This window comes from uncultured Brachyspira sp., assembly GCF_944390595.1.
Classification (GTDB): domain Bacteria; phylum Spirochaetota; class Brachyspiria; order Brachyspirales; family Brachyspiraceae; genus Brachyspira.
Window position 1 is genome coordinate 1 of the sequence record NZ_CALXRN010000238.1, and the last position, 23,059, is coordinate 23,059.

Below are 23,059 nucleotides of genomic sequence, written 5' to 3' on the forward strand. Positions count from 1 at the left end.
CTAGAGCAGAGGCAGAAGCTAAGAGAAAAGCAGCTGAAGAAGCTAGAAGAAAAGCAGAGGCTGAGGCAAAAGCTAAAGCAGAAGCAGAAGCTAAAAGAAAAGCCGAAGAGGAAGCTAAGAGAAAGGCAGAAGAAGAGGCTAAAGCGGAAGCAGAAGCTAAAAGAAAGGCTGAAGAGGAAGCTAAGAGAAAAGCAGCTGAAGAAGCTAGATTAAAAGCAGAACAAGAAGCAAAAGCTAAGGCAGAAGCAGAAGCTAAAAGAAAAGCTGAAGAGGAAGCTAAGAGAAAAGCAGCTGAAGAAGCTAGAAGAAAAGCAGAACAAGAAGCAAAAGCTAAAGCAGAGGCAGAAGCTAAAAGAAAGGCTGAAGAGGAAGCTAAAAGAAAGGCAGCTGAAGAAGCTAGATTAAAAGCAGAACAAGAAGCAAAAGCTAAAGCAGAGGCAGAAGCTAAAAGAAAAGCTGAAGAGGAAGCTAAGAGAAAAGCAGCCGAAGAAGCTAGATTGAAAGCAGAACAAGAAGCAGAAGCTAAAAGAAAAGCTGAAGAAGCTAGATTAAAAGCAGAACAAGAAGCAGAAGCTAAAAGAAAAGCTGAAGAGGAAGCTAAGAGAAAAGCAGCTGAAGAAGCTAGAAAGAAAGCAGAGGCTGAGGCAAAAGCTAAGGCAGAGGCAGAAGCTAAAAGAAAGGCTGAAGAGGAAGCTAAGAGAAAAGCAGCTGAAGAAGCTAGATTAAAAGCAGAAGCAGAGGCAAAAGCTAAAGCAGAGGCAGAAGCTAAAAGAAAAGCTGAAGAGGAAGCTAAGAGAAAAGCAGAGGAAGAAGCTAGAAGAAAGGCAGCTGAAGAAGCTAGATTAAAAGCAGAAGCTGAGGCAAAAGCTAGAGCAGAAGCAGAAGCTAGAAGAAAAGCTGAAGAGGCAGCTAGAGCTAAACAGCAGGCTATAGCAAAAGCTAAGCAGGATATAAATAATGCTCAGCAAAAATATAATGCTATTATAAGCGATAGTACAATCACTAAAGGTGATGAGAATGATCAAAATATTTCTACACTTTTAGCTGATGCTAACAGAGTAGTTGAGAATGATCCTGCAACAGCAAGCAAAAAAGCTTTAGAGGCTTCTAAAAATATGGATGATATAATTAAAGCTCGCAATGAGGCTATAGCTAGAGAAGAAAATCAGAAGAATTTAGAAGAAGTTAAAAATAGATATAAACAGCTTGTTGATGATGGATATATAATTCCTGAAACTGATGAGGATGTAAATTTATCTAGAGTTATAAAAGAAGCTGAAGATGCTCTTAATAATAATAATAACATTTTAGCTGAGGAAAAAATAAATAGAGCTAATCAAACTATGAATGCTATATTCGAAGCCGGTCCTAAGAGACCTATAGACGGTGATTTGATAGATGTAGATTTGAATACAGATCCTGGTTATATAATAGATGCTAATACAGGAAGAAATGTTAATGCTGATGGTAAAGTTACTGTTCTTCCAATGTATTATGTAGTTGTACAGAGAACTCGTTTAACTGACGCTTTATGGAGAATAGCAGGTTACTCTTACATATATAATGATCCAATACAATGGTATAGGTTGTATCAGGCAAACAGAAATGTATTAAGAGATCCTAATAATCCAGACTTAATATTACCAGGTCAAGTATTAACTATACCTAGTATTAATGGAGAAGTTAGAGAAGGTACTTATGATCCTACTTTAGAATATCTAACTTATGATGAAGCTATTACATCAGCAGCACAGCAGCAAAATGCTGAGGGAGTAATTAATACTACAAATTAATAACTAGGCAGCAAAGATACTTAGTAAGTAAAAATAAAGCCATGCATGAAATAAGATAATCATGCATGGCTTTTTTATAAGAAGACTTCTATAAAAGCAAGTCTTCTTATCATTTTATTTATAATGTTTTATTTTTTATATTTTTTATTTTTAGCAGCAGCTACAAATCCTACAAATAAAGGATGAGGATTAGTTATTCTTGATTTTAGTTCCGGATGAAATTGTACGCCTATCATATAAGGATGGTCTTTTATTTCTGCTATTTCTGCTAGATTTCCATCTTTTAATTTTCCTGTTATGATAAATCCAGCTTTTTCCATATCATTTATATAATCATTATTAAATTCGTATCTATGTCTATGTCTTTCGCTTATTGATGTTTTTCCATATAATTTATGAGCTAAACTTCCTTCTTTTATTTCACAGTTAAAAGCTCCAAGCCTCATAGTTCCGCCTTTAAGTATGCTTTTTTTCTGCTCTTCCATCAGTGTTATTATAGGATGTTTTGTGTTTTCATTTACTTCCAAAGTATTAGCATCTTCAAATTTAAGAACATTTCTAGCAAATTCAACACTCATAAGCTGCATACCTAAGCATATTCCAAAGTAAGGTATTTCATTTTCTCTTGCATATTTTATAGCCTTTATTTTTCCTTCTATTCCTCTCTCTCCAAATCCGCCAGGTATTATTAATCCTTGTACATTTTCAAAATATGATGATATATTATCATTTTTCTCTAAATCTTCAGCACTTATCCATTCTATATCTACATTTATATCATTATATATTCCTCCATGATTCAATGCCTCTATTAATGATATATAAGCATCTTTCATAGAAATATATTTTCCAACTATTGCTATTTTTACTCTTTCATTTTGTATAGCTATATTTTTTTGTTTGCATACCAAATCTGTCCAATTTCTTAAATCTATTTTAGCTGTTTCAAGCTTAAAATGTTTGCATACAACATTAGAAAGTCCCTGAGCTTCAAGCATCAAAGGTACTCCATATATGTTAGGTTCATCAAAATTTTCAAATACATTTTCTTTTGGCAGGTTGCAAAATAATGCTATTTTAGCTTTATGTGATTCCTGTAAATGCTTGCTTGTTCTGCATACCAAAATATCTGGTATAATACCGCTTTGCATAAGTTCTTTAACGCTATGCTGTGTAGGTTTAGTTTTTATCTCTTCTGAAGAACTAATAAAAGGTATTAAAGTTACATGTATATATAGAACATTATCCTGACCTAATTCTGTTTTTACTTGTCTTATAGCTTCAATATATGGCAATGATTCTATATCTCCTATAGTTCCTCCTATTTCTGTTATAACTATATCAGTTTTTGTAGTATCATTTTTTCTATATATTCTTCTTTTTATTTCGTTAGTAATATGAGGTATAACTTGAACAGTTTCTCCAAGGTATTTACCTTCTCTTTCCATATTTATAACATGTTGGTATATTTTTCCTGTTGTTACATTGCTGTATTTATTTAAATTTTCATCTATAAATCTTTCATAATGCCCTATATCCAAATCTGTTTCTGCTCCGTCATCAGTAACAAAAACTTCTCCATGCTGAAATGGACTCATAGTACCAGGGTCAAGATTAATATACGGATCAAATTTTTGTATAGTTACACTTAATCCTCTAGCTTTTAGAAGTCTTCCCAAAGAAGCAGCTGTTATTCCTTTACCTAGTCCAGATACAACTCCGCCTGTTACAAATATATACTTAGTATTCATATAATCCTCTGTTTATTTTATTGTATTTATTATCAACCTTACTAACATTATCATAAATAATTATTAAATCAAGTAAATTTTATTATTAAGTTCTTATAAAATTTATTATTTTTTATTTTATATATTAGTAATTTTCATTTTAAACTTCTGCTATTTAACTATAATTCCATTTTTTTCATCAAAATTAAAATAGTGTAATTTTATATTATTATTTGATTGAAAATTTTGAAATGCTGAATTAGAATTACTTGCTATAAATATTTGCACACCCGTTTTTGATAATTCTAAAAGCATATTTATGAAATCGTATGTAAAGTTATAATCTAATCCATCAAATAATAAAATACTTTCTTTATCAATATTTTCTAATTCTATATTTTTTGATGTATATATAAATTTTTTATTTATTGGAAAAGCATTTTTATTTTTTACATGAATATCGAAAGATGTTATTATTGAATTTTTATCTATTGTACTGTCTGCTGTAAAATTTTCATCTGTTATAATATTAAATGGTACAAAATGTATATATTCATTAAAAATTATTCTCCATACATTAAGTGCTAAATATTTTCCAGCTAAAGATGTGATAGATGAAAACGGAAAATTTTCTTCCGATGCTATTGAATAAATTTCTCCTTCTTTTTTATTTATATAAAATTTTTCATCCAAGCAATAAATAGCTTTTAATAAATCTATTTTTGCATTATCATCATCTCCAACAAATATATTGATTTTATCAGAGAATGTTATATAACAATCTTTAAATGATGTAAAATTGTTTAGGTATACATTTTCTATAATCATTTATATTCCTATTATATTTTTATATCGAAAATTGTTTTAATTTTATTTTTTACTATTTCAAAATTTATATCATTATTAACAGCGTTTTCATTTTCTAAAGTGAGCATTGACATTACAGCAGCAAATTTTATTTTTTTGTCCAAATCATAATTATGAAATATTGAGTATATAATGCCTGACATAAAAGCATCTCCAGCACCGGAAGCATTAATAATATCCACATTAGGTGCTTCTAAATGGAAAGCATAGTCTTTATCATAAGTACCATAACATATACCATTGCCGCCAAATGTTATGTAAACTTCTTTTATTCCTTTATTTAAAAATGTTTTTACAGCTTCTTTACCATCTTCTATAGTATTAATATCTTTATCCAATAAAAAAGAGGCTTCATTGGCATTTGTTTTCAAGGCATAAATATTTTTTTCTAATCCCTTTATATTTAGAGCTTTCTTTATGGAAACGGCATCAGTTATTAATTTTTTATTTTGGAATTCTTTTATCAAATATTCAAATATATCTCTATTCATTACAGCAGATATGCTTATAAATTTTGATTTTTCTATTATTTCTCTAATGCTCTCTAAATATTTTATATTGATGTTTTTATCTAAATAATCCATATCAGATATTCCAATTTCTAAGTCTTTTTCATTATTCATAACAGCAATATATGATGTAGAACTTCCTTTTTTACTATATATGAAGTATCAATTCCCAATGATTTAATATTATCAAAAAGTATATTTCCAAATATATCATCTCCTATGGAAGTAATGAATTTAATATCTTTAAGCCCAAGATTAGAGAGGTTATTAACGATATTTCTTTCTACTCCTCCTGCACATATATTTATTTTACCCGGATTTGATTCTTTTAAAATAATATTAGATTTTGAAAATCCTTGTATATCTATATTAGATCCGCCTATTGATAATATATAATCTTTCATTTAATACCTTTTACTATAATTAAAATATATTATAACAAATTGTTATTTTTTGACAAATTATATTTTTTTACTATATTTTAAATACATTTTTATTGAGGTATTAATATGTCTTATGCTGAAGAATATATAAAGTCTAACAAAGTTATTAAAGAAGTTTCTGAAAAAAAAGAAACTTTATGGATAAATGATAGGCTTTTGAAATTTGATATTATAGATGCTTTATGTCAATTAGTTGTTTCTGATGATGATATACTTGATGCTGAAAACAGATTAAAAAAATTTGCTCCTTTTATAGAGAAATGCTTTGAAGAAACCAAAAAGAATAACGGTATAATAGAATCTCCTATAGTAGAAATCCCTGCTATGAAAAAAAGTTTAGAAGAAACTTATAAATGCACTATAAACGGAAGACTATTTTTAAAGATGGATAGTCATCTTGATATAGCAGGTTCAATAAAGGCTAGGGCTGGAATATATGAAGTTCTTAAACATGCTGAAAATTTGGCTTTAAAAAATTCTATGATAAAAAAAGATGATGATTATTCAAAATTTGCTGAAATGAAAGATTTTTTTAATAATTACACTGTTCAAGTTGGTTCTACTGGTAATTTAGGAATGTCTATAGGTATAATGAGTGCTGCAATAGGATTTAAAGTTAAAGTACATATGTCAGCAGATGCTAAAGAGTGGAAAAAAGAACTTTTGCGAAATAGAGGAGTTGAAGTTTTAGAATATAAAGATGATTACTCTAAAGCTGTTGCTGAAGGAAGAAGACTATCAGATTCGGATCAAAATAGTTATTTTGTAGATGATGAAAAATCTGTTGATTTATTTTTAGGATATGCTGTTGCTGCCGGCAGATTAAAAAAGCAATTGGAAGATATGAATATTACAATAGATGAAAAACATCAAATGATAGTATATATACCTGCAGGAGTAGGAGGAGCACCCGGAGGAGTAAGCTACGGACTTAAAAGAATTTTTAAAGATAATGTTCATTGTTTTTTTACAGAGCCGGTAAATTGTCCTTCCGTTTTGCTCGGAATAGCCACACAGAAGTTTGAAAAAGCTAATGTACATGATTTTGGAATATCCGGAATTACTGAGGCTGATGGGCTTGCATGTGCCAGTCCTTCCGGTTTCGTTACAAGAATAATGACAAATATTATTTCCGGTGATTTTACAGTTTATGATTATAAGCTTTATGATTATTTAAGGCTTCTTAATCATTCTGAAAATATACAAATAGAGCCTTCAAGCTGTGCTGCATTTGCCGGAGCTGTAGGATTTGATATATTTGATGCTGCTAAAGATTATTGTAAAAAATATAATTTAACAGAAGATATTTTACATAATTCTATTCATATATGCTGGGCTACAGGCGGAAGACTTATACCTGATGATATAAAAAAGAAATATTTGGAAACATATTTAAATTAATTCTCTAATTATGTCCGGATATTTTATTGATTCTATTTTTTTATTTTTAGAATCATTATCAAATTCAGTAACATGAACTCTTATAGGATTAATTTGCATTTTTATATATTCTATAACGCTATTGGAAACAAAAACATCTTTTTTTATATTAATTATAATAAAAGGTGTTTTAAATCCTCTTGTATGCAGTAATTCCACCTGTTCTAAAGATGAATGTATAACATTAGAGTCATATTCTATTACAGGTATAATATTTATGCTATTTTCTTTTTCTATATCTAGTATCAAATCCATAAAATTGTAATTTTCTTTTATAGGATCGTATAAGCATAATGATTCAAAAACCATATATTCATAATGTTCTTTATTTTCATCTATTAAATCTGTTATATCTCTTTCATCTATTTTGGCATTAATGCTGTGAAGAGGAGATATATTTCCATTAGTGGCATAAGAAACAAATATATCCGAAGCTTTTAAATTAGCAGTATTTTTTATGTATTCAGCATCAAATAATTTATTATCACGCACTTCCATGATAAAAGGTTTATAATAGCATACTTTTTTGTCGAACATTTTTAATGATGCTGCTATATGTGAAGATATATAGGTTTTTCCTGCATGCTTTTTGTCTGATATAACACAAAATATTTCCATCAAAATTACCCTTAAAATTAAATATCCTTAGCTTCTACCTTTAATTTATATTTAATTTTTTCATTAGGTTTTAAATACATCTTCTTACAGCAAACTATTGTAGAGTTTTGATAATTCATTTCTAGTTTATCAACGGCATCAGATATAGTGTAATTAGGCATATATAAGAATATTGTCTCATCACTGGCTTCCATTGATACATTTACTTTTATATATCCTTTATCAACCATACCGAAAATAGTTCCATGATATTCTCCCGCACTTGAAAGATTAACAGATATTTTGTCGTCTCCTCCTGTGTAATATCTGTCAGGTTCATTTCCTGCAAGCAATGTTATATTATTTTCTAAAGCATATACAAATTCTATATCTTCATTAGATTTATTTTCTATAATTGCTTCAACTGAAAAACCGCCTTCATTTTGAACAACATATCTTTTTATCAAATGAATATCTTTTCCATTCACTTTTGAAGTTTTTTCAAAAGATACTGAAGCATAATCTTTGTTTATGATATTTTCAATAACATTATAGTATGATTCATAAAATGAAGCATTTTCTTTATATTTTAACAATTGGAATTCTTCGGCAGTAGGTAATTTATTCAAAAAGTGATCAACAGCAAATACTTTTTCATTCTTATCAAATACTAAATACTTAGCTATATTTTCATCTACTTTTTTTGCTATTTCATGTATTGATACATGTTCATTATCATTTTGATTGTTATTAGCATTTCTCATAGCTGCTATATGATATGCTTCTTCTCTTCTTTTTAAGCAGTCTATTAAATTTATTGGGTTTTCTGTTTTTAAATCCCATTCTATTATAGAACCGCTTAAAGTATGGAATAAAAATGCTTCTCTTCTTGATGATATTATAATTTCTTCTCTTCCGTCCATATCAAAATCTAAGTTATGGTTTAAGAAATATTTTCTTCCATATACTTTTTCTAATGAAATTTCAGTAGCTCTGATTAAATTAGCATAAGTTTCATGTCTTAAATTATTTAAATAAAGTCCTCCGAAAGTTCCATGCCAATAAGGACAATTGCATTGACCTTTTAAAAGATATTCTAAGGCTGCTTCTTTTTCTTTATAATTAGATTCTGTAATTTCTCCTATCATGTTTGAAGTAAATATCATTCTTTTATTCATTCTGTTGCTTTCAGAATACTTAGCAAAATAATTTCTCCAGAACCCGCCTCTCATAAATCTTGTAATAATTTCATTTTCTTCAGATTTTTTTAATTCTTCCTGTTTTGAATGGAATTCATCCTGTATCTTAGCAGGCAATACCCAAGTAAGCATTTCTTCATAAGAACCTGTAGGTATATATATTTTAGATATTGGAGGATGTTTCTGCATATATTCGCTGTATGTAGTTGTTATAATTGTATCTTTTTCTCTAGTAAGTGCTTCAAAAAATTTTTCAAGCCATTTATCTTCATAAACCCATTTTTGAGTACCAGGCCAATCTCCATATTTCTCTCCGTCATCATGTAGTACAACAACTCTGTCGCCCTCTTCTGTTGCTATGGATTTTAAATACTCTATGGACTTTTCTACTTCTCTAAACGGTATTAGATAACGAAGCTCCTGAGATATAGGGAATATATTTAATTTATAATTTTCATCATCTGTAATAAAATACCCGAACATATTTTTTGTATCTATTCCAGTAGTTAAAAATTGCGAATCGTCAAGCATTATATATTTAAGTCCGTTTTTTGCCAGACTTTTAACTAATGTAGGCTCCCAAACTCTTTCTGCTATCCAAGCTCCGTTAGGTGTTACAGCAAAATTATTTTCTATATATTTATTTAATTTGTTTATTTGTATATTTCTGTCTTTATTAGGTATAGAAGGCATTATTGGCTCATAAAAACCGCCGCTTTGTATTTCTATTCTATTTTCAGAGGCCAATCTTTTTAAAGCATATATATGCTCAGGATGTTTTTTTTCTATCCATTCTAAAAGACATCCTGTATAATGAAAATTAAATTTTATATCTTTGTATTTTTCTAAAATATCTAAAAACGGCTTGTAGGCATTTTTATATGTGTTTTCAAATACAAAATCAAAATTTCCTACAGGCTGATGATTATGATTTCCTAATATTAAATTTATAGTTTTCATTATTATACCCTATCTTTATTATCTAAAATTTCGTAATAATATTAATTTTAATTAACATAATTCTATACTAAATATATGTTTTTGTAAAGTTTTTTAGTTTGAATTTTATCTACAGTATTACTAAAAACAGTATTGACTTTTTTGTATTTTATTTTAAAATTTTCGATTATCAAAAAAACGCAATTTTTAAAAAACTGCTATTTTTTGGTAAAATAAATATTTAAGGAAATTTTTATATGTGCGGTATAGTTGGATATGTAGGTAATAATAATGCAGTTGATATTTTAATGGAAGGATTATCTTCTTTAGAATATAGAGGATATGATTCAGCCGGTATATCTGTGGTTAATTCAAATAATAATATTGTTACTTTAAAATCGGAAGGAAAACTTGAAAATTTAAAAAGTATTGTAGAGTCAAGAGATAATATAAATTCTAATATAGGAATAGGGCATACAAGATGGGCAACGCACGGAGCTCCTTCAGATATAAATGCACATCCTCATTCTACATCAAGACTTTCACTTGTTCATAACGGTATTATAGAAAATTATAAGGATATAAAAAATGATTTAATTAATAAGGGATACAAATTCCTTTCAGAAACTGATACAGAAGTTGCAGCTAATTTAATAGACTCTTTATATGATGGAGACCCTTTAAGTGCCATAATAAAAGCTGTTGATATAATAGAAGGTTCTTATGCATTTGCCATGATATTTAAAGATGATATTGAAAAGGTATATTCTATTAGAAAAGGTGCTCCGTTGATAGCTGCTTTGGGAAAGAATGAAAATTTTTTGGCATCGGATATACCTGCAATATTAAAATATACTAATAAATATATTTTGATAGAAGAATGCAATATTGCTGTATTAGAAAAAAATAACATAACCATTTATGATAAGAATTTGAAAAAAGTTGATTATGAGGTATTAGAAGCTAATTGGACTGTAGAGCAGGCAGAGAAATGCGGGTATGATCATTTTATGCTTAAAGAAATTAATGAACAGCCTAAGGCGTTGCTTGATACAATAGAGCCTAGAATAGTAAAGGGAGTGCCAAATTTTGAAAGAGACGGAATTGAGGATGAAAATTTTTGGAAATTTTTTGACAGAGTTTATATAGTAGGATGCGGTACAGCTATGCATGCTGCCATGATAGGTAAAAGACTTATAGAAGATAATTGCAGAATACCTGTAGAATGTGAAATAGCTTCTGAGTTTAGATATAAAAACCCAATACTTACGGATAAAACTTTATCTATATTTATATCTCAGTCCGGAGAAACAGCTGATACTTTAGCTGCATTAAATTTAGTAAAAGAAAAAGGATGTAAGAGCTTAGCTATAGTTAATGTTAATGGCTCTTCTATAGCTAGAAATGCTGATCATGTTATATATACTTATGCAGGTCCTGAAATATCTGTAGCTTCAACAAAAGCATATTCTGTGCAAATGGCTATAATGTATTTAATAACTTTCAAGATTATGATGTCAAGAGAAATGAAAGATGATAATTATATAAGAAGTCTTATTAAATATCTTCTTCAAACTATAGATTCTGTTAATGATGTTCTTTTGATGAATGATAAAATAAAAGATTTATGCATTGATTATAAAGAAGCTTCAAGCATATTTTTTATAGGAAGAGATTTAGATTATTATCAAGTTATGGAAGGGGCTTTAAAAATGAAAGAGATTAGCTATATACATTGCGAGGCTTATGCCGGAGGAGAGCTTAAGCATGGAGCCATATCTCTTATAACAGATAATACTCCTGTAGTAGCTTTGGCTGTACAAGAGAAAATATTAGCTAAGATGATAAGCAATACTAAAGAAGTTATATCAAGAGGTGCTAATGTTCTTCTTTTTGTAAAAGATGGTATAGATATAGACAAAGATGCTTACAGAAAAATAGTTTATTTGCCAAAGGTTGAAGATATGTTTATGCCTATAGTTTCAATAGTAGCATTGCAGTTATTAGCTTATCATACCGCAGTAATAAGAGGATGCGATGTTGATAAGCCTAGAAATTTAGCTAAAAGTGTTACTGTAGAATAACATAAAAAATAAATTACATTTAAAGCTGTTTCAAAATATGATATTTATTTGTAATAAGATTTTTATTGTATTTTTTTATTAATTAATTTATTATTAACATAATTATATTTAAAGGATACTTATTTTGAGAGCTATAAGACTTGATATAGAAACTAGAGAGAAAAGTTTTTTATCTCCGGCAGCTGCATTCTCATCCGAAAGTAAAGGAACTGTATACCCTAGAGAAAAAGATGATATAAGAACTATTTATATGCAGGACAGAGACAGAATAGTTCACAGCGAATATTTCAGACGTCTTAAAGATAAGGCACAAGTTATAATGCTTTCTGTAGGAGATTTTAGGACAAGACTTACTCATACGCTTGAAGTTATGCAAATAGCCAGAAGTATAGCAAGGGCATTGAGATTGAATGAAGATTTAACAGAAGCTATATCATTCGGACATGATTTGGGACATTCTCCATTCGGACATGCAGGAGAGAGAGCTATAGCTAAATATTTTAAAGGATTCCATCATTCTTCGCATTCTTTAAGAGTGGTTGAACATTTAGAAAAAGGTAAAGGACTTAATTTAAGTTTTGAAGTAAGAGACGGTATTATAAAACATACTAAAGGAAAAAGCGGAAAATTGATAGCAGATTCATCAGGCCCATGCACAAATGAAGGTATGATTGTTAGAATATCAGATACTATTGCTTATGCCAATCATGATGTTGATGATGCCATAAGATACGGGCTTTTAAAATTAGATGATATCCCTAAAGATATAACTAATGTTTTGGGGCATACTTATGGAGAGAGAGCTGATACTATGATTATGGCTGTTATAGAAGCAAGTATGGAAAAAATGGAAATAGATATAGATGAAAAAGTACTTAAAGCTATAAATGATTTAAGAGCTTTTATGTTTGAGACTGTTTATGAGAGTAAAACGATACTTGAAGATGCAGAACGTGTTAATAGAATAGTATCAACTATATTTGAATATTTAATGAAGCATAAAGAGATAATAGAAGAAGATAAATTATTCAAAAAGGCAAATATTCCATATACTAGTGATGAAGAACTTGTTAAAGATTATGTTGCTCATCTAACTGATTCTGAAGCAATTAGTCTTCATAAAAAAATAACTTATGGAAAACTAAATTATATATAATGGCTATAATAGATGTATAATGATAAACATTTAAAAAACATAGATAATGCTTTAAAGAAAGCCGAACTTCTTTATGATAATTGTGTATGCTGCGGACATATATGCAATACTAACCGTAATGAAAAAAAGATAGGAAGATGCAAAATTTTTGAGGATACTAACCATGTAAAAACGGCATCTCATACTCTTCATTTTGGAGAAGAACCAATGCTTGTAGGCAAAGGAGGAAGCGGAACAGTATTTTTTTCAAGCTGTAATTTGAGCTGTGTATTTTGTCAGAATCATCAAATAAGTTCTGACGGAGTGGGAGATATAATTGATATAGAAACATTGGCTGATTATTTTTTGGATTTGGAAAAGCAGGGGGCTGAAAATATTAATTTGGTTAGTGCTACTCATGTAATATTTCCTGTTTTGAAAGGATTAAAAATTGCTTTTGAAAAAGGACTTAATCTTCCTATAGTTTATAATACAAATGGATATGATACTGAAGAATTATTAGACTGCTTGAATGGTATTGTTGATATATATTTGCCGGATTTGAAATATGTTTTTGATGATAAAGCTTTTAAATATTCAAGAGCTGAAAATTATTTTAATGTAGCTATTAATGCAATAGAAATAATGAAAAAACAGGTTGGCGATTTAGTATTGGATGATAACGGCATTGCTAAAAGCGGTATTATAATAAGGCATTTAATATTGCCTAATAATGAATCGGATTCTTATGATATATTAATTGAATTAAAAGAGAGAGATTTTTTAAAAAGCACTATATCTTTGATGTCTCAATATAACCCTAAGTTTAAAGCATGCAGTTTTGAAAATATAAATAGGAAATTATATAAAAATGAGTATGATGATTTGGTTGATTATGCTCTTGATTTAGGATTTGAAAATTTATTAGTTCAGGAAATGGAAAGTTCTGAGAATTATTTACCTGATTTTACTAAAGAAAAGCCTTTTTTATGATTAAAAATGTTAAAATATTTTAATTTTAATTTAATAATTTTATTTTTTGACGAAAATATTTTATGATGTATAATTATATTGAGATACTATATTATCTATAGGAATAAAATTATGAAAGAAATACTTGCTGATTTAGAAAGCGAGGATGTAGAAAAAAGATTGAATGCTCTTGATGAACTTGTAAGCATAGTTTCAACAGCTGATAGAATAGCTGTTATCAAAGCATTAAAGCCACATATATTAGATTGGGATGAAAATGTTAGATTAAAAGTGGCTCAGGTATTAAAATTGTATACGGGACAATAATTATGGGAAGAATAATATCTTTTTCCAGCGGCAAAGGCGGTGCTGGTAAGACTTTATGCTCAGTTAATTTTTCCGCCGAATTAGCTTCCAGAGGCTACAAAGTTTTGGTATTTGATATAGATATTAACTGTTCTAATGTTTTTATATTACTTCATGTTAAGCCTCAGTCTAAGCTGCAGGAGTATTTTGAAGGTACTTTAACATTAAAAGACTGTGTTATTAAAAGCGAATATGGTATAGATGTTATAAGTGCAGGAGTTAATATACAGAGATTTGTTCAATTTGAAAATGATTTTAATTTATCTAATTTAGCCAAAGATTTAAAAGTTTTAGCTGATGATTATGATTATGTAATTATAGATTATGCTGCAGGTATAACTCAGCCTATGATGCGTTTTTATGAAATGTCTGATGATATTATACTTGTTGCCAATCCTGAAATTACTGCTTTGACAGATCTTTATAGATTAATGAAAATGATATATGTTAATAATATGACAGACAAGATGTATTTAATAGTGAATAAAGTGAAAAATATTGACTGGGCTATAAATTTATATAGAGAAATTAAAAAAGTTTCAGCAAAATTTTCGTTAAATATAAATTTGGTATTATTAGGTCCTGTTCTTTTTGATGAGGAAAAAGTTATGATATCTGTTCAAAAGAGAACACCTATTATAATACTTTATCCTAAAACTCCTATAAAGGGAGGGTTTTCTTTAGCTGTTACAAGATATCTTTATGATATAGGAGTAATGAAAGAAGAAAATGCCAGAGAAAAAACATTCTCAGATTTTTTCTAATATGCTTATTCTGTAATATTAATATCATCCTTTGGTATAAAAAAATTAACTTCAAATAGTAATTTAAATTTGACAAATATACATAATATTGGTAAACTATTACTTATAAGATATAAACAGAGGTATATTATTATGGATAAAAAGATTATTATAACTATTAGCAGAGAATTCGGAAGCGGCGGCAGGTATATTGGAGAAATGGTTGCTAAGAAACTAGATATACCTTTTTATGATAAAGCTATAATAGAAATGGCTTCAGATAAAACAGGATTCTCTCCGGATTATATTAAAGAAAATGAGCAAAAACTGACAGGCTCTTCTCTGTTTAATTTTGCCATAACTGGTTCTTATGCTGGAAATATGGTTTTCGGCAATGGGGAATCTTTGCAGGACACTATGTTTTTTGCACAAAGCAATGTTATAAAAGAAGTAGCGTCCAAACATTCATGCGTTATAGTTGGAAGATGTGCAAATCATGTGTTAGAAAATTTTGATAACTGCATTAATATATTTATTTATTCTGATATTGATAGTAAAATAAAACGTGCTGTTAATGAATATAAACTTGATGCCTCTAATATAGAAAAGATATTAAAAGAGAGAGATAAATTAAGGTCAAAACATTATAATTATTATACAGGTAAAAATTGGGGAGATGCAAGAAATTATCATGCTTGTTTAAATAGTGATTTTATAGGTATTGATAATACGGTTGATATAATAGAAAAAATAGCAAAATCAAGGTAATAATAAGCATGAAAATAATAGCTGATTTACATACGCACACTTTAGTGAGTGAACATGCATATAGTACAGTAGATGAAATGTTAAATGCAGCAAAGGATAAAGGTTTTTTAGCTTTAGCTATTACAGATCATGGGCCTGCTTCAAGTGATGGAGCTAAATCTGTACATTTTAAGGCTATGCATAGCCTGCCTGAATATATTAATGGAGTTAGATTATTAAAAGGAGCTGAAGTTAATATTATTGATTACAGCGGAAAATTGGATTTAAGTTCTAATATTTTAATTAATTTAGATTTTGTCATAGCATCATATCATGAAGATGCCATACAGCCTATTAATGTTAAAGAGCATACAAATGGTTATGCGGAAGTTATAAAGAATAAAGATGTTAATTGTTTAGGGCATGTTGGAAATCCTAGATTTCAATTTGATATGGATTATATTATAAAGATGTGTAAAGACTATAATAAACTTATAGAAATTAATTCTTCATCTTTTACTGTGAGACCTGGAAGTGCACCTATATGTAAAGAGGTAGCATTGCTTTGTAAAAAATATGGAGTAAATATTGTAATTACTTCGGATGCTCATTCAAAATATAAGGTTGGAGATCATACAGACGCTGTTAATATGTTAAATGATATAGACTTTCCGGAAACTCTTATATTGAATTCGGATTATGATAGATTAATAGAATATCTTAAAATTCAAAAATAATATTTTATTACATTCATTTTCTTTATTAAAACTTTAATTAATTTGCTATATTTGAATATATATATTTTTTAATTTAAAATTTATTTTGTTGTTATATATGTAAAATTCTATTATAATAATATAGTAACTTAATATTTTATATCATTGATTAGTAATGTAACAATTAGAGAGGTTTTATGTTAGATGTTTTAATAAAAAATATAGGATCATTAGTAACAGCTGAAGGTAATACACCATTATCCGGTAAAAATCAAGGCAATGTTAAATTTTATGAAAATGCTGCTATTGGTATTAAAGATGGAATTATAGAGTATGTTGGTGATAATAAAAGACTTAAAGCTAAAAAAACTATAAATGCTCATGGACTTTTAGTTACACCAGGACTTATAGATTGCCATACACATTTTGTTTTCGGAGGTTCAAGAGAAGATGAAATGTATAATATAGTTACTGGAAATATGAGTTATTTAGATATAATAAAATCCGGTTATGGCATACTATCAACTGTTAAAGATACTAGAAATAAAACAGAAAATTTTCTCTATAAAAAAACACTTCCTGTATTAGATAATATGTTAAAATATGGTACTACAACACTTGAAGGTAAAAGCGGTTATGGACTTACTCTTAAAGATGAAATAAAAATATTAAAAGTTATGAAAAAATTGAATAATAATCATCAAATTGATATAGTATCAACTTTTATGGGAGGGCATGTTGTTCCGGATGAATATAAAAATGACAGAGAGGCATATATAGAACTTATATGTAATGATATGATACCGGAAATATCCAGATTAAAATTGGCAGAATTTTGCGATGTATTTTGCGATACAGGCGGTTTTGATATGGAAGAGACTCATAAAATTCTCAATTCTGCCCAAGATTATAATATGGGACTCAAGGTTCATTCGGATCAATTAGAAACAAGCGGCGGTTCATATTTGGCAGCAAGATTTAAAGCAGTGAGTGCCGAACATTTAATTATGTCCGATGATAGAGCCATCAGCCTTATAGGAAAGTCAGGTGTTGTAGCAGTGCTTTTGCCTAACACTTCATTTTATTTAAGTATGCCTTATGCTAGGGCAAGATATATGATAGAAATGGATGTTCCTATAGCAATAGCATCTGATTATAATCCTGGATCTAGTCCAAGTTATAATATACAGTTTATTATGAAATTGTCTTATATTTTATATAAATTAAAGCCGGAAGAGATATTAAATGCTGTAACAATTAATGCGGCTTGTGCTATAAATAGGGGAGATGAAATAGGTACTATAGAAGTCGGCAAAAAAGCAGATATTATAATATGGAATTCATATAATTTAAATTTTTTAGTTTATACTTTAGATGATAATTTATGCAATATGGTATTAAAATCAGGTAATATAGCATATCAAATCGATACTTTATAATACATATACTACATTTGTATCCCTTTTTGCATAAGGGGGTATCATTTTTGCTTGACAATTTCTCTTTATTTGATTATATTATATCATTATATGTGTATAACTCTATACATTTTTACCTTTTAAGGGAGTAGTTTATTTAAATATAATGGCAGATGAATTGTTTTCAAGAAAAGAATCTGTAAAGGATATTTTCAACATTATAGAAAGTAAATTAAAGAAAGGTTTATTTAAAGAATCTATGGAAGATTTTGACAGAATCATGTACATGGATTTTGAATGTTCAAATCTTTACGAAAATATATCCTGTGTAAAGTTTTGGATTAATAGACTTGATAAATTTAATAGTGTAAAAAATAATTGTATAGAGTATTGTAAATTGCTTGATTCTACTTATAAGAAATTTAGAGCCTTTATAGGAAATAAATCTTATAATGAAGATTTAATATCAGTAAATGCTATACATTATTTTGTTTATAATAAAACTATTAAATTAATAATGAATAAAAATACTGATGATATTGAAGGAAGTGAAGAGCTGCATTTATTATCAAATGCTTTTATAGAATTAAAGGATTACTCTATGGCTTTAAAGTCTTATGAGTATTTGAATACAATAGAGCCTTATAATTCAAATACTCTAAGTTTTATAGCTATGATTTATGATATACTTGGAGATAAGAAAAAATCCAAGATGTATATAAGAGATGCTTTATTTTACGATCCTTTAAGTATAGAATTTGAAAATATAAGCATTGATGTATTAAGAGAAATTAGAGATATAATAATTAAGAGGGGGGTTCATAATAATAGTCAGGAAGAGATAATAATGTGGATGAGTGCTTATGGTGAATTGATGAACATTTTAGATGTCAAAAGACCTTTAAGTGAAAAAGAAGAATTTGAACTTAGAAAGAATATTTCAAGATTGGAAGCAGATTACAGAAAGCTTAAATTAAGAGATATAACAGCACCTAAACTTTTATCATCTTATGCATTCCTTACAACATATCTTATTATGAGAAATAGTGATTCTGATGTTGAGGAAGTAAAGGTATGGGGCAGGAAGATGGCTATGATAGATAAGGACTTATTGCAATACTACATAAAAATACTAGATAAGGGGTGACAAGATGTCAGAAGCTCTACAAAAATTAGAAAATATATTTTCAGAAGAAACATTTACAAGAAAGCCTTTGCTCAATTATACTACTAAGTATTTTGTTGATTTAGCAGCTATTGTAAATGATATTAATGATACTAATGATATAAATTCAGCTATAGATACTGCTAAATTGCAATTAGAAAAAAATCCTAATCATATATCAGCATTATATGCTAGCGGATTATTAAATTTAAAAATAGAAAATTACACAGACGGTAGTTTAGATAAACTTTTGGGTATTTTTAAAAATGCTAAGAAATGGAATATTGTTGAGTTTATAGCTCAGAAGATTTTAGATGAATATTATGAATGCGATTATGCTTTAAGATATTTAGCCAGTTATTATCAAAGTGTTAACAGAGAAGCTGAGGCATTAGAAGTTTTGGAAAGATTAATACAGTTTGATGTATCTAATCCTGAACTTCCTGAAAAGATTGCACATACTAAAGAAGCAGCTGGGGATATTAGCAGTGCTGTTCATTATTATAAAATAGCTTTTGAGAGAAACCTTATTAGAGAAAGAAATAATGCAGAAAGTGATATAAAAAAAGTTCTTCAATATGAGCCTGATAACTATAATTATTTGCTTAAGCATGAAAATGATCTTAAAAAGCTAGTTGATTCTAATATTATGATAGATGTATGGAAATTAATATTTTTACATTATTTGGAAAACAGCCGTTATAATGATGCATTAAAGACTATTAAAAATCTTCTTAATTATGAGCAGGATATAGTGGCTCAAAATAACAAAAAGGCTAAATTTTTTAGACATAGACTTGTTGATGTTTATAAAGGATTATACCCTAAACATACTCTTTTTGAAAAAATAGAAGAGATATCTTCAATAACAAATGTTAATAAAAAACCTAAAGAATGTATAGAAATATTTGAAAAATATATACAATATGATGTTGATAAATATGTTATTCATAGAAATTTCGGTGTTGGTAAAATAAAAGATATAAATATAAATGAATTAAAAATTAAATTTGTGCAGCAGGATGATGAAAGAAAGATGACATTTGATATGGCTATACAATCTCTTACAACATTATCCGATGATGATATAAATGTTTATAAGGCTTACAGACTTAATGAACTAAAAAAAATAGCAGAAGAGAATCCTACAGAGTTATTAACTATAATATTGAAGTATAGAAAAACTATTAATACAAAAGATTTAAAACAAGAATTAACCTCAAAGCCTAGTATTGTAGTTGCTGAAGGAGTTTATACTAAATGGCTCGAAAGTGCTAAAAAATCTGTTAGAGCTTCTACTACAGTTAAATTTGATAAAAATACTTTTCTTTATAATGAGGAAGCGGAAACTTATGATGCTGAAAGTTTATCTAAATTTAATAAAACAAATGATTTCTTTGAAAAGTATCAAATTTATATGGAATATTTAACTTACACTCATAATTCAAACTCTGATGAAGCTAAAGAGATGAATAATTATTTCGTAAGTATTTCCAAAGATAAGAAAGCAGAAGATGATGCTAGAATTATAAGTACTATACTTTTAAAAAGCCAGTCTTCTAATAGTGATAAAGATATACCTTTGTTATCAGATATAGTAAAAAATGTTAAAGATTATACTCATATTTATGAGGTTTTACCTTCTTCCAACTATAGAGAAAAATTTATAAAGGCTATATGGGATGGAAGAAGAGATGATTATTATAATATAATACTAAAAATGCTGTATTCTTCTCAGGTTAAAAATAATTATTTGATAGTGAATAAATTATTTGCTGACGGAAAAGTTGATATGCTTGCTAAAACTATAGATGATATATTCCTTCATTACAGAGAATATCCGGAATCATTTGTATATTTTGCACAAAAAATACTTGACGGGGAATATTATGATGATATAGAGGGAGATATTAAAATAAATAAAAATTCACTTATGATAGGTTTGTTAAGTATTATTCCTCATTTATCAAAAATGCTTGATAAAAAAGAAACTTCTGCACAGGCTAGAAAGCTTTTGAAGGTAGTTTATGATTTAGTGTTTGATAAAGAATATTTGCTTAAATTTATACAAAATGAATCTGAAGATGACGTAAAAATTATATTCAGCGAATTCCAAAAACTTGTAAATTTAGAGCAGCATTATAAAACAGATATTATATCAGCTGTTATAAAACGCTTTCCGGATTGGAAAATATAATTATAAGAATAATAAAAGGGACTTTAATAAGTCCCTTTTTTATTTTTTTATATTCTTATTTTTTTATGCTCTTTTCAAAGTATTTTGATAAGTCCACAGGGGTTTCTTCAAGCCATGAAGACATAATGCATTCATATCTTCCTTTGGTTTTACTTAATTTGTATATTTGATATTCTACTCTGTCATTTCTTCCAACAACTTTTTCTCTTGATTCTACTAACATTTCATATATTCCGTCTCCGTCTATATCTTCAAATATATTATTCATTTGTGTAATAACAGAGCTTTTCATTGAATTTATTTCTTTATAAAAGGATATATCAGCAATCAATTTTACACCGCTTCCGTCTATTTTAAACATATACATATATATATCCCTGTCCTGTCCGTTTTCATTTAATATGTAGTATTTTATAATACCAACTTCGTTTTTTGCATCATAAAAATTTTCTAAATCTATAGCAGCATTTTTGCTGTATGTTCCAGTTGAATATGAGAATTCTTCACTATCTCCATTGTATATTATGATTTTATCTCCATGTAATGAAGATACAAGAGCTATAAATTCATTACCTTGTTTAGGAAGTACATTAGCAATTACAATTGAATAAACATTATATCCTTGCTTTTGTAAATCAAGTTTTAATTTTTCAGCTTGAGCGTATTCATCATTATTAATTTCATAGCTATTATAATATACTATGTCTCCATTGCTTGATAAATTAAATAAGCTTTGTACATCAATAGCATGAAGATGTATATTGATAATCATTGAAATAAAAAAAGCTAATAGTAATATTTTTTTCATAAAGCAAAATCCAATTATTTTTATTTTTTAAAATGTTTTTATATCAGTAAATTCTATTTCTGAATTCACTCTTCCATCAGAACTTTTGTATTTTATTATTTCAGGTAATATATAATCACCTATTTCTGTATAATAAATATTAACATCATATATTTTAGATTTTTTGTTATAATATTCTGCTCTTTCAACTAATAGAGTCTCTTTATTTACAGTATAATTAATGCTGTAATTTTTATCTTCGCCTTTAGCTCTTAAAGTAATTTTGTATTCATTTTTATTTTCATCTATAGTTTCTAAATTAAATTTTTGAGAAAATGAACTATATGTTGTTGCATTTCCAACTATAGCATAAAAACCTGTAGTTTCTAAAGCCCCTTCAAATACAGAAAACATATTTCTATAAAAATTATCAACATTTTCTAATACTAAAGTTGGCTTAGCACCCTGCTGAAATGTAAATTTTAATTTAATATTTTCTTTAGATGATGTATAACTTTTTTGAGGTATTGTAGCTATTTGTTTTTCAACTATTTTGCCGTTTATATAAGCCTCAAATTTTTTAGGATAAATAGAAGAATATTTTTCTTTCATTTTATCGTATATATCTTCAAAATTTAAAGCAGCATCTTCTGCATATACAATATTAGAAAATATTATGTTAATAAGTATAAATATTATTATTTTTTGTAAGTTTTTCATTGACTTTATTGTCGTAATATTTCTGTCTTTTTTTAATCAATAAATTAAAATATAAAATGTGCCGTTTATTGATAATGAAGGAATTTATTATGTACTTTAATTTAGCAAAATATCAATCTTGACTTTAATTTCAATTTTTGTTATACTTTTAATATAAAAAACAATATAATTTATGGTAAGTATTTATGAGCGAAGAACAAAATGAACAATTGTCAGAAACAGGCATTTATTGTGCAAATTGCAGATATTGCGTGCTATTTAGAAAAGCAAGCGGTATAGATAGTAATCAATATCTCCTAAGAGTAAAATGTGCACAAGAGCAATGGCGTAAAAAACTTGGGGAGGAAAAGATGTACAAGTATTTTACAGTTGCAAGAAGAACAGTAGAAAAATGTGACGATTATAAAGAAATGGGAGATTTAAGAAGTTTCTTAAAGGCTTTGCGTAAAAGTTTGCCTGTGCGTGATGAAGTATATACTATAAAGAAATAAC

At 27.9% G+C, this 23,059-nt stretch carries 19 protein-coding genes and 1 pseudogene; 13 read left to right on the forward strand and 7 right to left on the reverse strand.

Annotated elements, in window-relative coordinates:
• On the forward strand, window positions 1–1,793 hold a 1,793-nt coding region (locus Q0J90_RS14105), incomplete at its 5' end, for a LysM peptidoglycan-binding domain-containing protein (RefSeq protein ID WP_297278515.1).
• Between the two features lie 128 nt (window positions 1,794–1,921).
• Here Q0J90_RS14105 and Q0J90_RS14110 read toward each other — a convergent pair.
• From Q0J90_RS14110 to Q0J90_RS14120, 3 genes and pseudogenes are all read right to left on the reverse strand, one after another.
• A complete protein-coding gene (locus tag Q0J90_RS14110; RefSeq protein ID WP_297278516.1) occupies window positions 1,922–3,544 on the reverse strand; it encodes a CTP synthase in 1,623 nt (540 codons plus the stop codon).
• A gap of 150 nt (window positions 3,545–3,694) precedes the next feature.
• Window positions 3,695–4,351 carry a hypothetical protein gene (locus tag Q0J90_RS14115; RefSeq protein ID WP_297278517.1) on the reverse strand — a complete coding sequence of 219 codons (657 nt, stop codon included), beginning with the start codon at window positions 4,349–4,351 and terminating at the stop codon, window positions 3,695–3,697.
• 11 nt (window positions 4,352–4,362) lie between these two features.
• Window positions 4,363–5,303: pseudogene (locus Q0J90_RS14120) on the reverse strand (carbohydrate kinase family protein).
• Between the two features lie 105 nt (window positions 5,304–5,408).
• Between Q0J90_RS14120 and Q0J90_RS14125 the strand changes: the two are divergent.
• Window positions 5,409–6,743 carry a D-serine ammonia-lyase gene (locus tag Q0J90_RS14125; protein WP_297278518.1) on the forward strand — a complete coding sequence of 445 codons (1,335 nt, stop codon included), beginning with the start codon at window positions 5,409–5,411 and terminating at the stop codon, window positions 6,741–6,743.
• On the opposite strand, the gene Q0J90_RS14130 is transcribed toward Q0J90_RS14125, so the two are convergent.
• Both Q0J90_RS14130 and Q0J90_RS14135 read right to left on the reverse strand, forming a co-directional pair.
• Window positions 6,735–7,400 carry a dethiobiotin synthase gene (locus Q0J90_RS14130; protein WP_297278519.1) on the reverse strand — a complete coding sequence of 222 codons (666 nt, stop codon included), beginning with the start codon at window positions 7,398–7,400 and terminating at the stop codon, window positions 6,735–6,737. The two genes, Q0J90_RS14125 and Q0J90_RS14130, sit on opposite strands and share 9 nt — an antisense overlap.
• 17 nt (window positions 7,401–7,417) lie before the next feature.
• Window positions 7,418–9,538: an alpha-amylase/4-alpha-glucanotransferase domain-containing protein gene (locus tag Q0J90_RS14135; protein ID WP_297278520.1), complete on the reverse strand. Its 2,121-nt coding sequence runs from the start codon at window positions 9,536–9,538 to the stop codon at window positions 7,418–7,420.
• Window positions 9,539–9,774: 236 nt separating this feature from the next.
• Here Q0J90_RS14135 and glmS point away from each other — a divergent pair, with 236 nt between their 5' ends.
• From glmS to Q0J90_RS14185, 10 genes are all read left to right on the forward strand, one after another.
• Window positions 9,775–11,601, forward strand: a complete 1,827-nt coding sequence (gene glmS, locus Q0J90_RS14140) for a glutamine--fructose-6-phosphate transaminase (isomerizing) (RefSeq protein WP_297278521.1) — start codon at window positions 9,775–9,777, stop codon at window positions 11,599–11,601.
• Between the two features lie 124 nt (window positions 11,602–11,725).
• Entirely contained in the window at window positions 11,726–12,757 is a 1,032-nt protein-coding gene (locus Q0J90_RS14145) for a deoxyguanosinetriphosphate triphosphohydrolase (protein ID WP_297278522.1), read from the forward strand.
• Window positions 12,758–12,769: 12 nt separating this feature from the next.
• Window positions 12,770–13,729, forward strand: coding sequence for a radical SAM protein (locus tag Q0J90_RS14150; protein ID WP_297278523.1), 960 nt, complete (start codon window positions 12,770–12,772; stop codon window positions 13,727–13,729).
• A gap of 111 nt (window positions 13,730–13,840) precedes the next feature.
• On the forward strand, window positions 13,841–14,035 hold the full coding sequence (locus Q0J90_RS14155; RefSeq protein WP_297278524.1) for a hypothetical protein: 195 nt from the start codon (window positions 13,841–13,843) through the stop codon (window positions 14,033–14,035).
• A gap of 2 nt (window positions 14,036–14,037) precedes the next feature.
• The gene (locus Q0J90_RS14160; protein ID WP_297278525.1) at window positions 14,038–14,838 is read left to right on the forward strand and encodes an AAA family ATPase; all 801 of its coding nucleotides are present in this window, start codon (window positions 14,038–14,040) and stop codon (window positions 14,836–14,838) included.
• 132 nt (window positions 14,839–14,970) lie between these two features.
• Window positions 14,971–15,585, forward strand: a complete 615-nt coding sequence (locus Q0J90_RS14165; protein ID WP_297278526.1) for an AAA family ATPase — start codon at window positions 14,971–14,973, stop codon at window positions 15,583–15,585.
• Between the two features lie 8 nt (window positions 15,586–15,593).
• Complete coding sequence (locus tag Q0J90_RS14170) at window positions 15,594–16,301, forward strand: phosphatase (RefSeq protein WP_297278527.1); 708 nt, start codon at window positions 15,594–15,596, stop codon at window positions 16,299–16,301.
• Window positions 16,302–16,477: 176 nt separating this feature from the next.
• Window positions 16,478–17,719: an imidazolonepropionase gene (gene hutI / locus Q0J90_RS14175; RefSeq protein ID WP_297278528.1), complete on the forward strand. Its 1,242-nt coding sequence runs from the start codon at window positions 16,478–16,480 to the stop codon at window positions 17,717–17,719.
• 145 nt (window positions 17,720–17,864) lie between these two features.
• Window positions 17,865–18,845, forward strand: coding sequence for a hypothetical protein (locus Q0J90_RS14180; protein ID WP_297278529.1), 981 nt, complete (start codon window positions 17,865–17,867; stop codon window positions 18,843–18,845).
• Between the two features lie 4 nt (window positions 18,846–18,849).
• Window positions 18,850–21,060, forward strand: coding sequence for a transcript cleavage factor (locus Q0J90_RS14185; RefSeq protein WP_297278530.1), 2,211 nt, complete (start codon window positions 18,850–18,852; stop codon window positions 21,058–21,060).
• A gap of 55 nt (window positions 21,061–21,115) precedes the next feature.
• Here the strand turns inward: Q0J90_RS14185 and Q0J90_RS14190 are convergent, their stop codons facing one another.
• A complete protein-coding gene (locus Q0J90_RS14190; protein ID WP_297278531.1) occupies window positions 21,116–21,868 on the reverse strand; it encodes a hypothetical protein in 753 nt (250 codons plus the stop codon).
• 27 nt (window positions 21,869–21,895) lie between these two features.
• On the reverse strand, window positions 21,896–22,567 hold the full coding sequence (locus Q0J90_RS14195; protein ID WP_297278532.1) for a hypothetical protein: 672 nt from the start codon (window positions 22,565–22,567) through the stop codon (window positions 21,896–21,898).
• Between the two features lie 185 nt (window positions 22,568–22,752).
• Between Q0J90_RS14195 and Q0J90_RS14200 the strand changes: the two genes are divergently transcribed.
• Window positions 22,753–23,058: a hypothetical protein gene (locus Q0J90_RS14200; RefSeq protein WP_297278533.1), complete on the forward strand. Its 306-nt coding sequence runs from the start codon at window positions 22,753–22,755 to the stop codon at window positions 23,056–23,058.
• Window position 23,059 lies beyond the last annotated feature (1 nt).

Excerpts from the sequence above, each read along its gene's own strand:
- Q0J90_RS14110 (WP_297278516.1), bottom strand. The coding sequence starts at position 3,544 with ATGAATACTAAGTATATATTTGTAACAGGCGGAGTTGTATCTGGACTA.
- Q0J90_RS14115 (WP_297278517.1), bottom strand. The coding sequence starts at position 4,351 with ATGATTATAGAAAATGTATACCTAAACAATTTTACATCATTTAAAGAT.
- Q0J90_RS14125 (WP_297278518.1), top strand. The coding sequence starts at position 5,409 with ATGTCTTATGCTGAAGAATATATAAAGTCTAACAAAGTTATTAAAGAA.
- Q0J90_RS14130 (WP_297278519.1), bottom strand. The coding sequence starts at position 7,400 with ATGGAAATATTTTGTGTTATATCAGACAAAAAGCATGCAGGAAAAACC.
- Q0J90_RS14135 (WP_297278520.1), bottom strand. The coding sequence starts at position 9,538 with ATGAAAACTATAAATTTAATATTAGGAAATCATAATCATCAGCCTGTA.
- glmS (WP_297278521.1), top strand. The coding sequence starts at position 9,775 with ATGTGCGGTATAGTTGGATATGTAGGTAATAATAATGCAGTTGATATT.
- Q0J90_RS14150 (WP_297278523.1), top strand. The coding sequence starts at position 12,770 with ATGTATAATGATAAACATTTAAAAAACATAGATAATGCTTTAAAGAAA.
- Q0J90_RS14155 (WP_297278524.1), top strand. The coding sequence starts at position 13,841 with ATGAAAGAAATACTTGCTGATTTAGAAAGCGAGGATGTAGAAAAAAGA.
- Q0J90_RS14160 (WP_297278525.1), top strand. The coding sequence starts at position 14,038 with ATGGGAAGAATAATATCTTTTTCCAGCGGCAAAGGCGGTGCTGGTAAG.
- Q0J90_RS14165 (WP_297278526.1), top strand. The coding sequence starts at position 14,971 with ATGGATAAAAAGATTATTATAACTATTAGCAGAGAATTCGGAAGCGGC.
- Q0J90_RS14170 (WP_297278527.1), top strand. The coding sequence starts at position 15,594 with ATGAAAATAATAGCTGATTTACATACGCACACTTTAGTGAGTGAACAT.
- hutI (WP_297278528.1), top strand. The coding sequence starts at position 16,478 with ATGTTAGATGTTTTAATAAAAAATATAGGATCATTAGTAACAGCTGAA.
- Q0J90_RS14180 (WP_297278529.1), top strand. The coding sequence starts at position 17,865 with ATGGCAGATGAATTGTTTTCAAGAAAAGAATCTGTAAAGGATATTTTC.
- Q0J90_RS14185 (WP_297278530.1), top strand. The coding sequence starts at position 18,850 with ATGTCAGAAGCTCTACAAAAATTAGAAAATATATTTTCAGAAGAAACA.
- Q0J90_RS14190 (WP_297278531.1), bottom strand. The coding sequence starts at position 21,868 with ATGAAAAAAATATTACTATTAGCTTTTTTTATTTCAATGATTATCAAT.
- Q0J90_RS14195 (WP_297278532.1), bottom strand. The coding sequence starts at position 22,567 with ATGAAAAACTTACAAAAAATAATAATATTTATACTTATTAACATAATA.
- Q0J90_RS14200 (WP_297278533.1), top strand. The coding sequence starts at position 22,753 with ATGAGCGAAGAACAAAATGAACAATTGTCAGAAACAGGCATTTATTGT.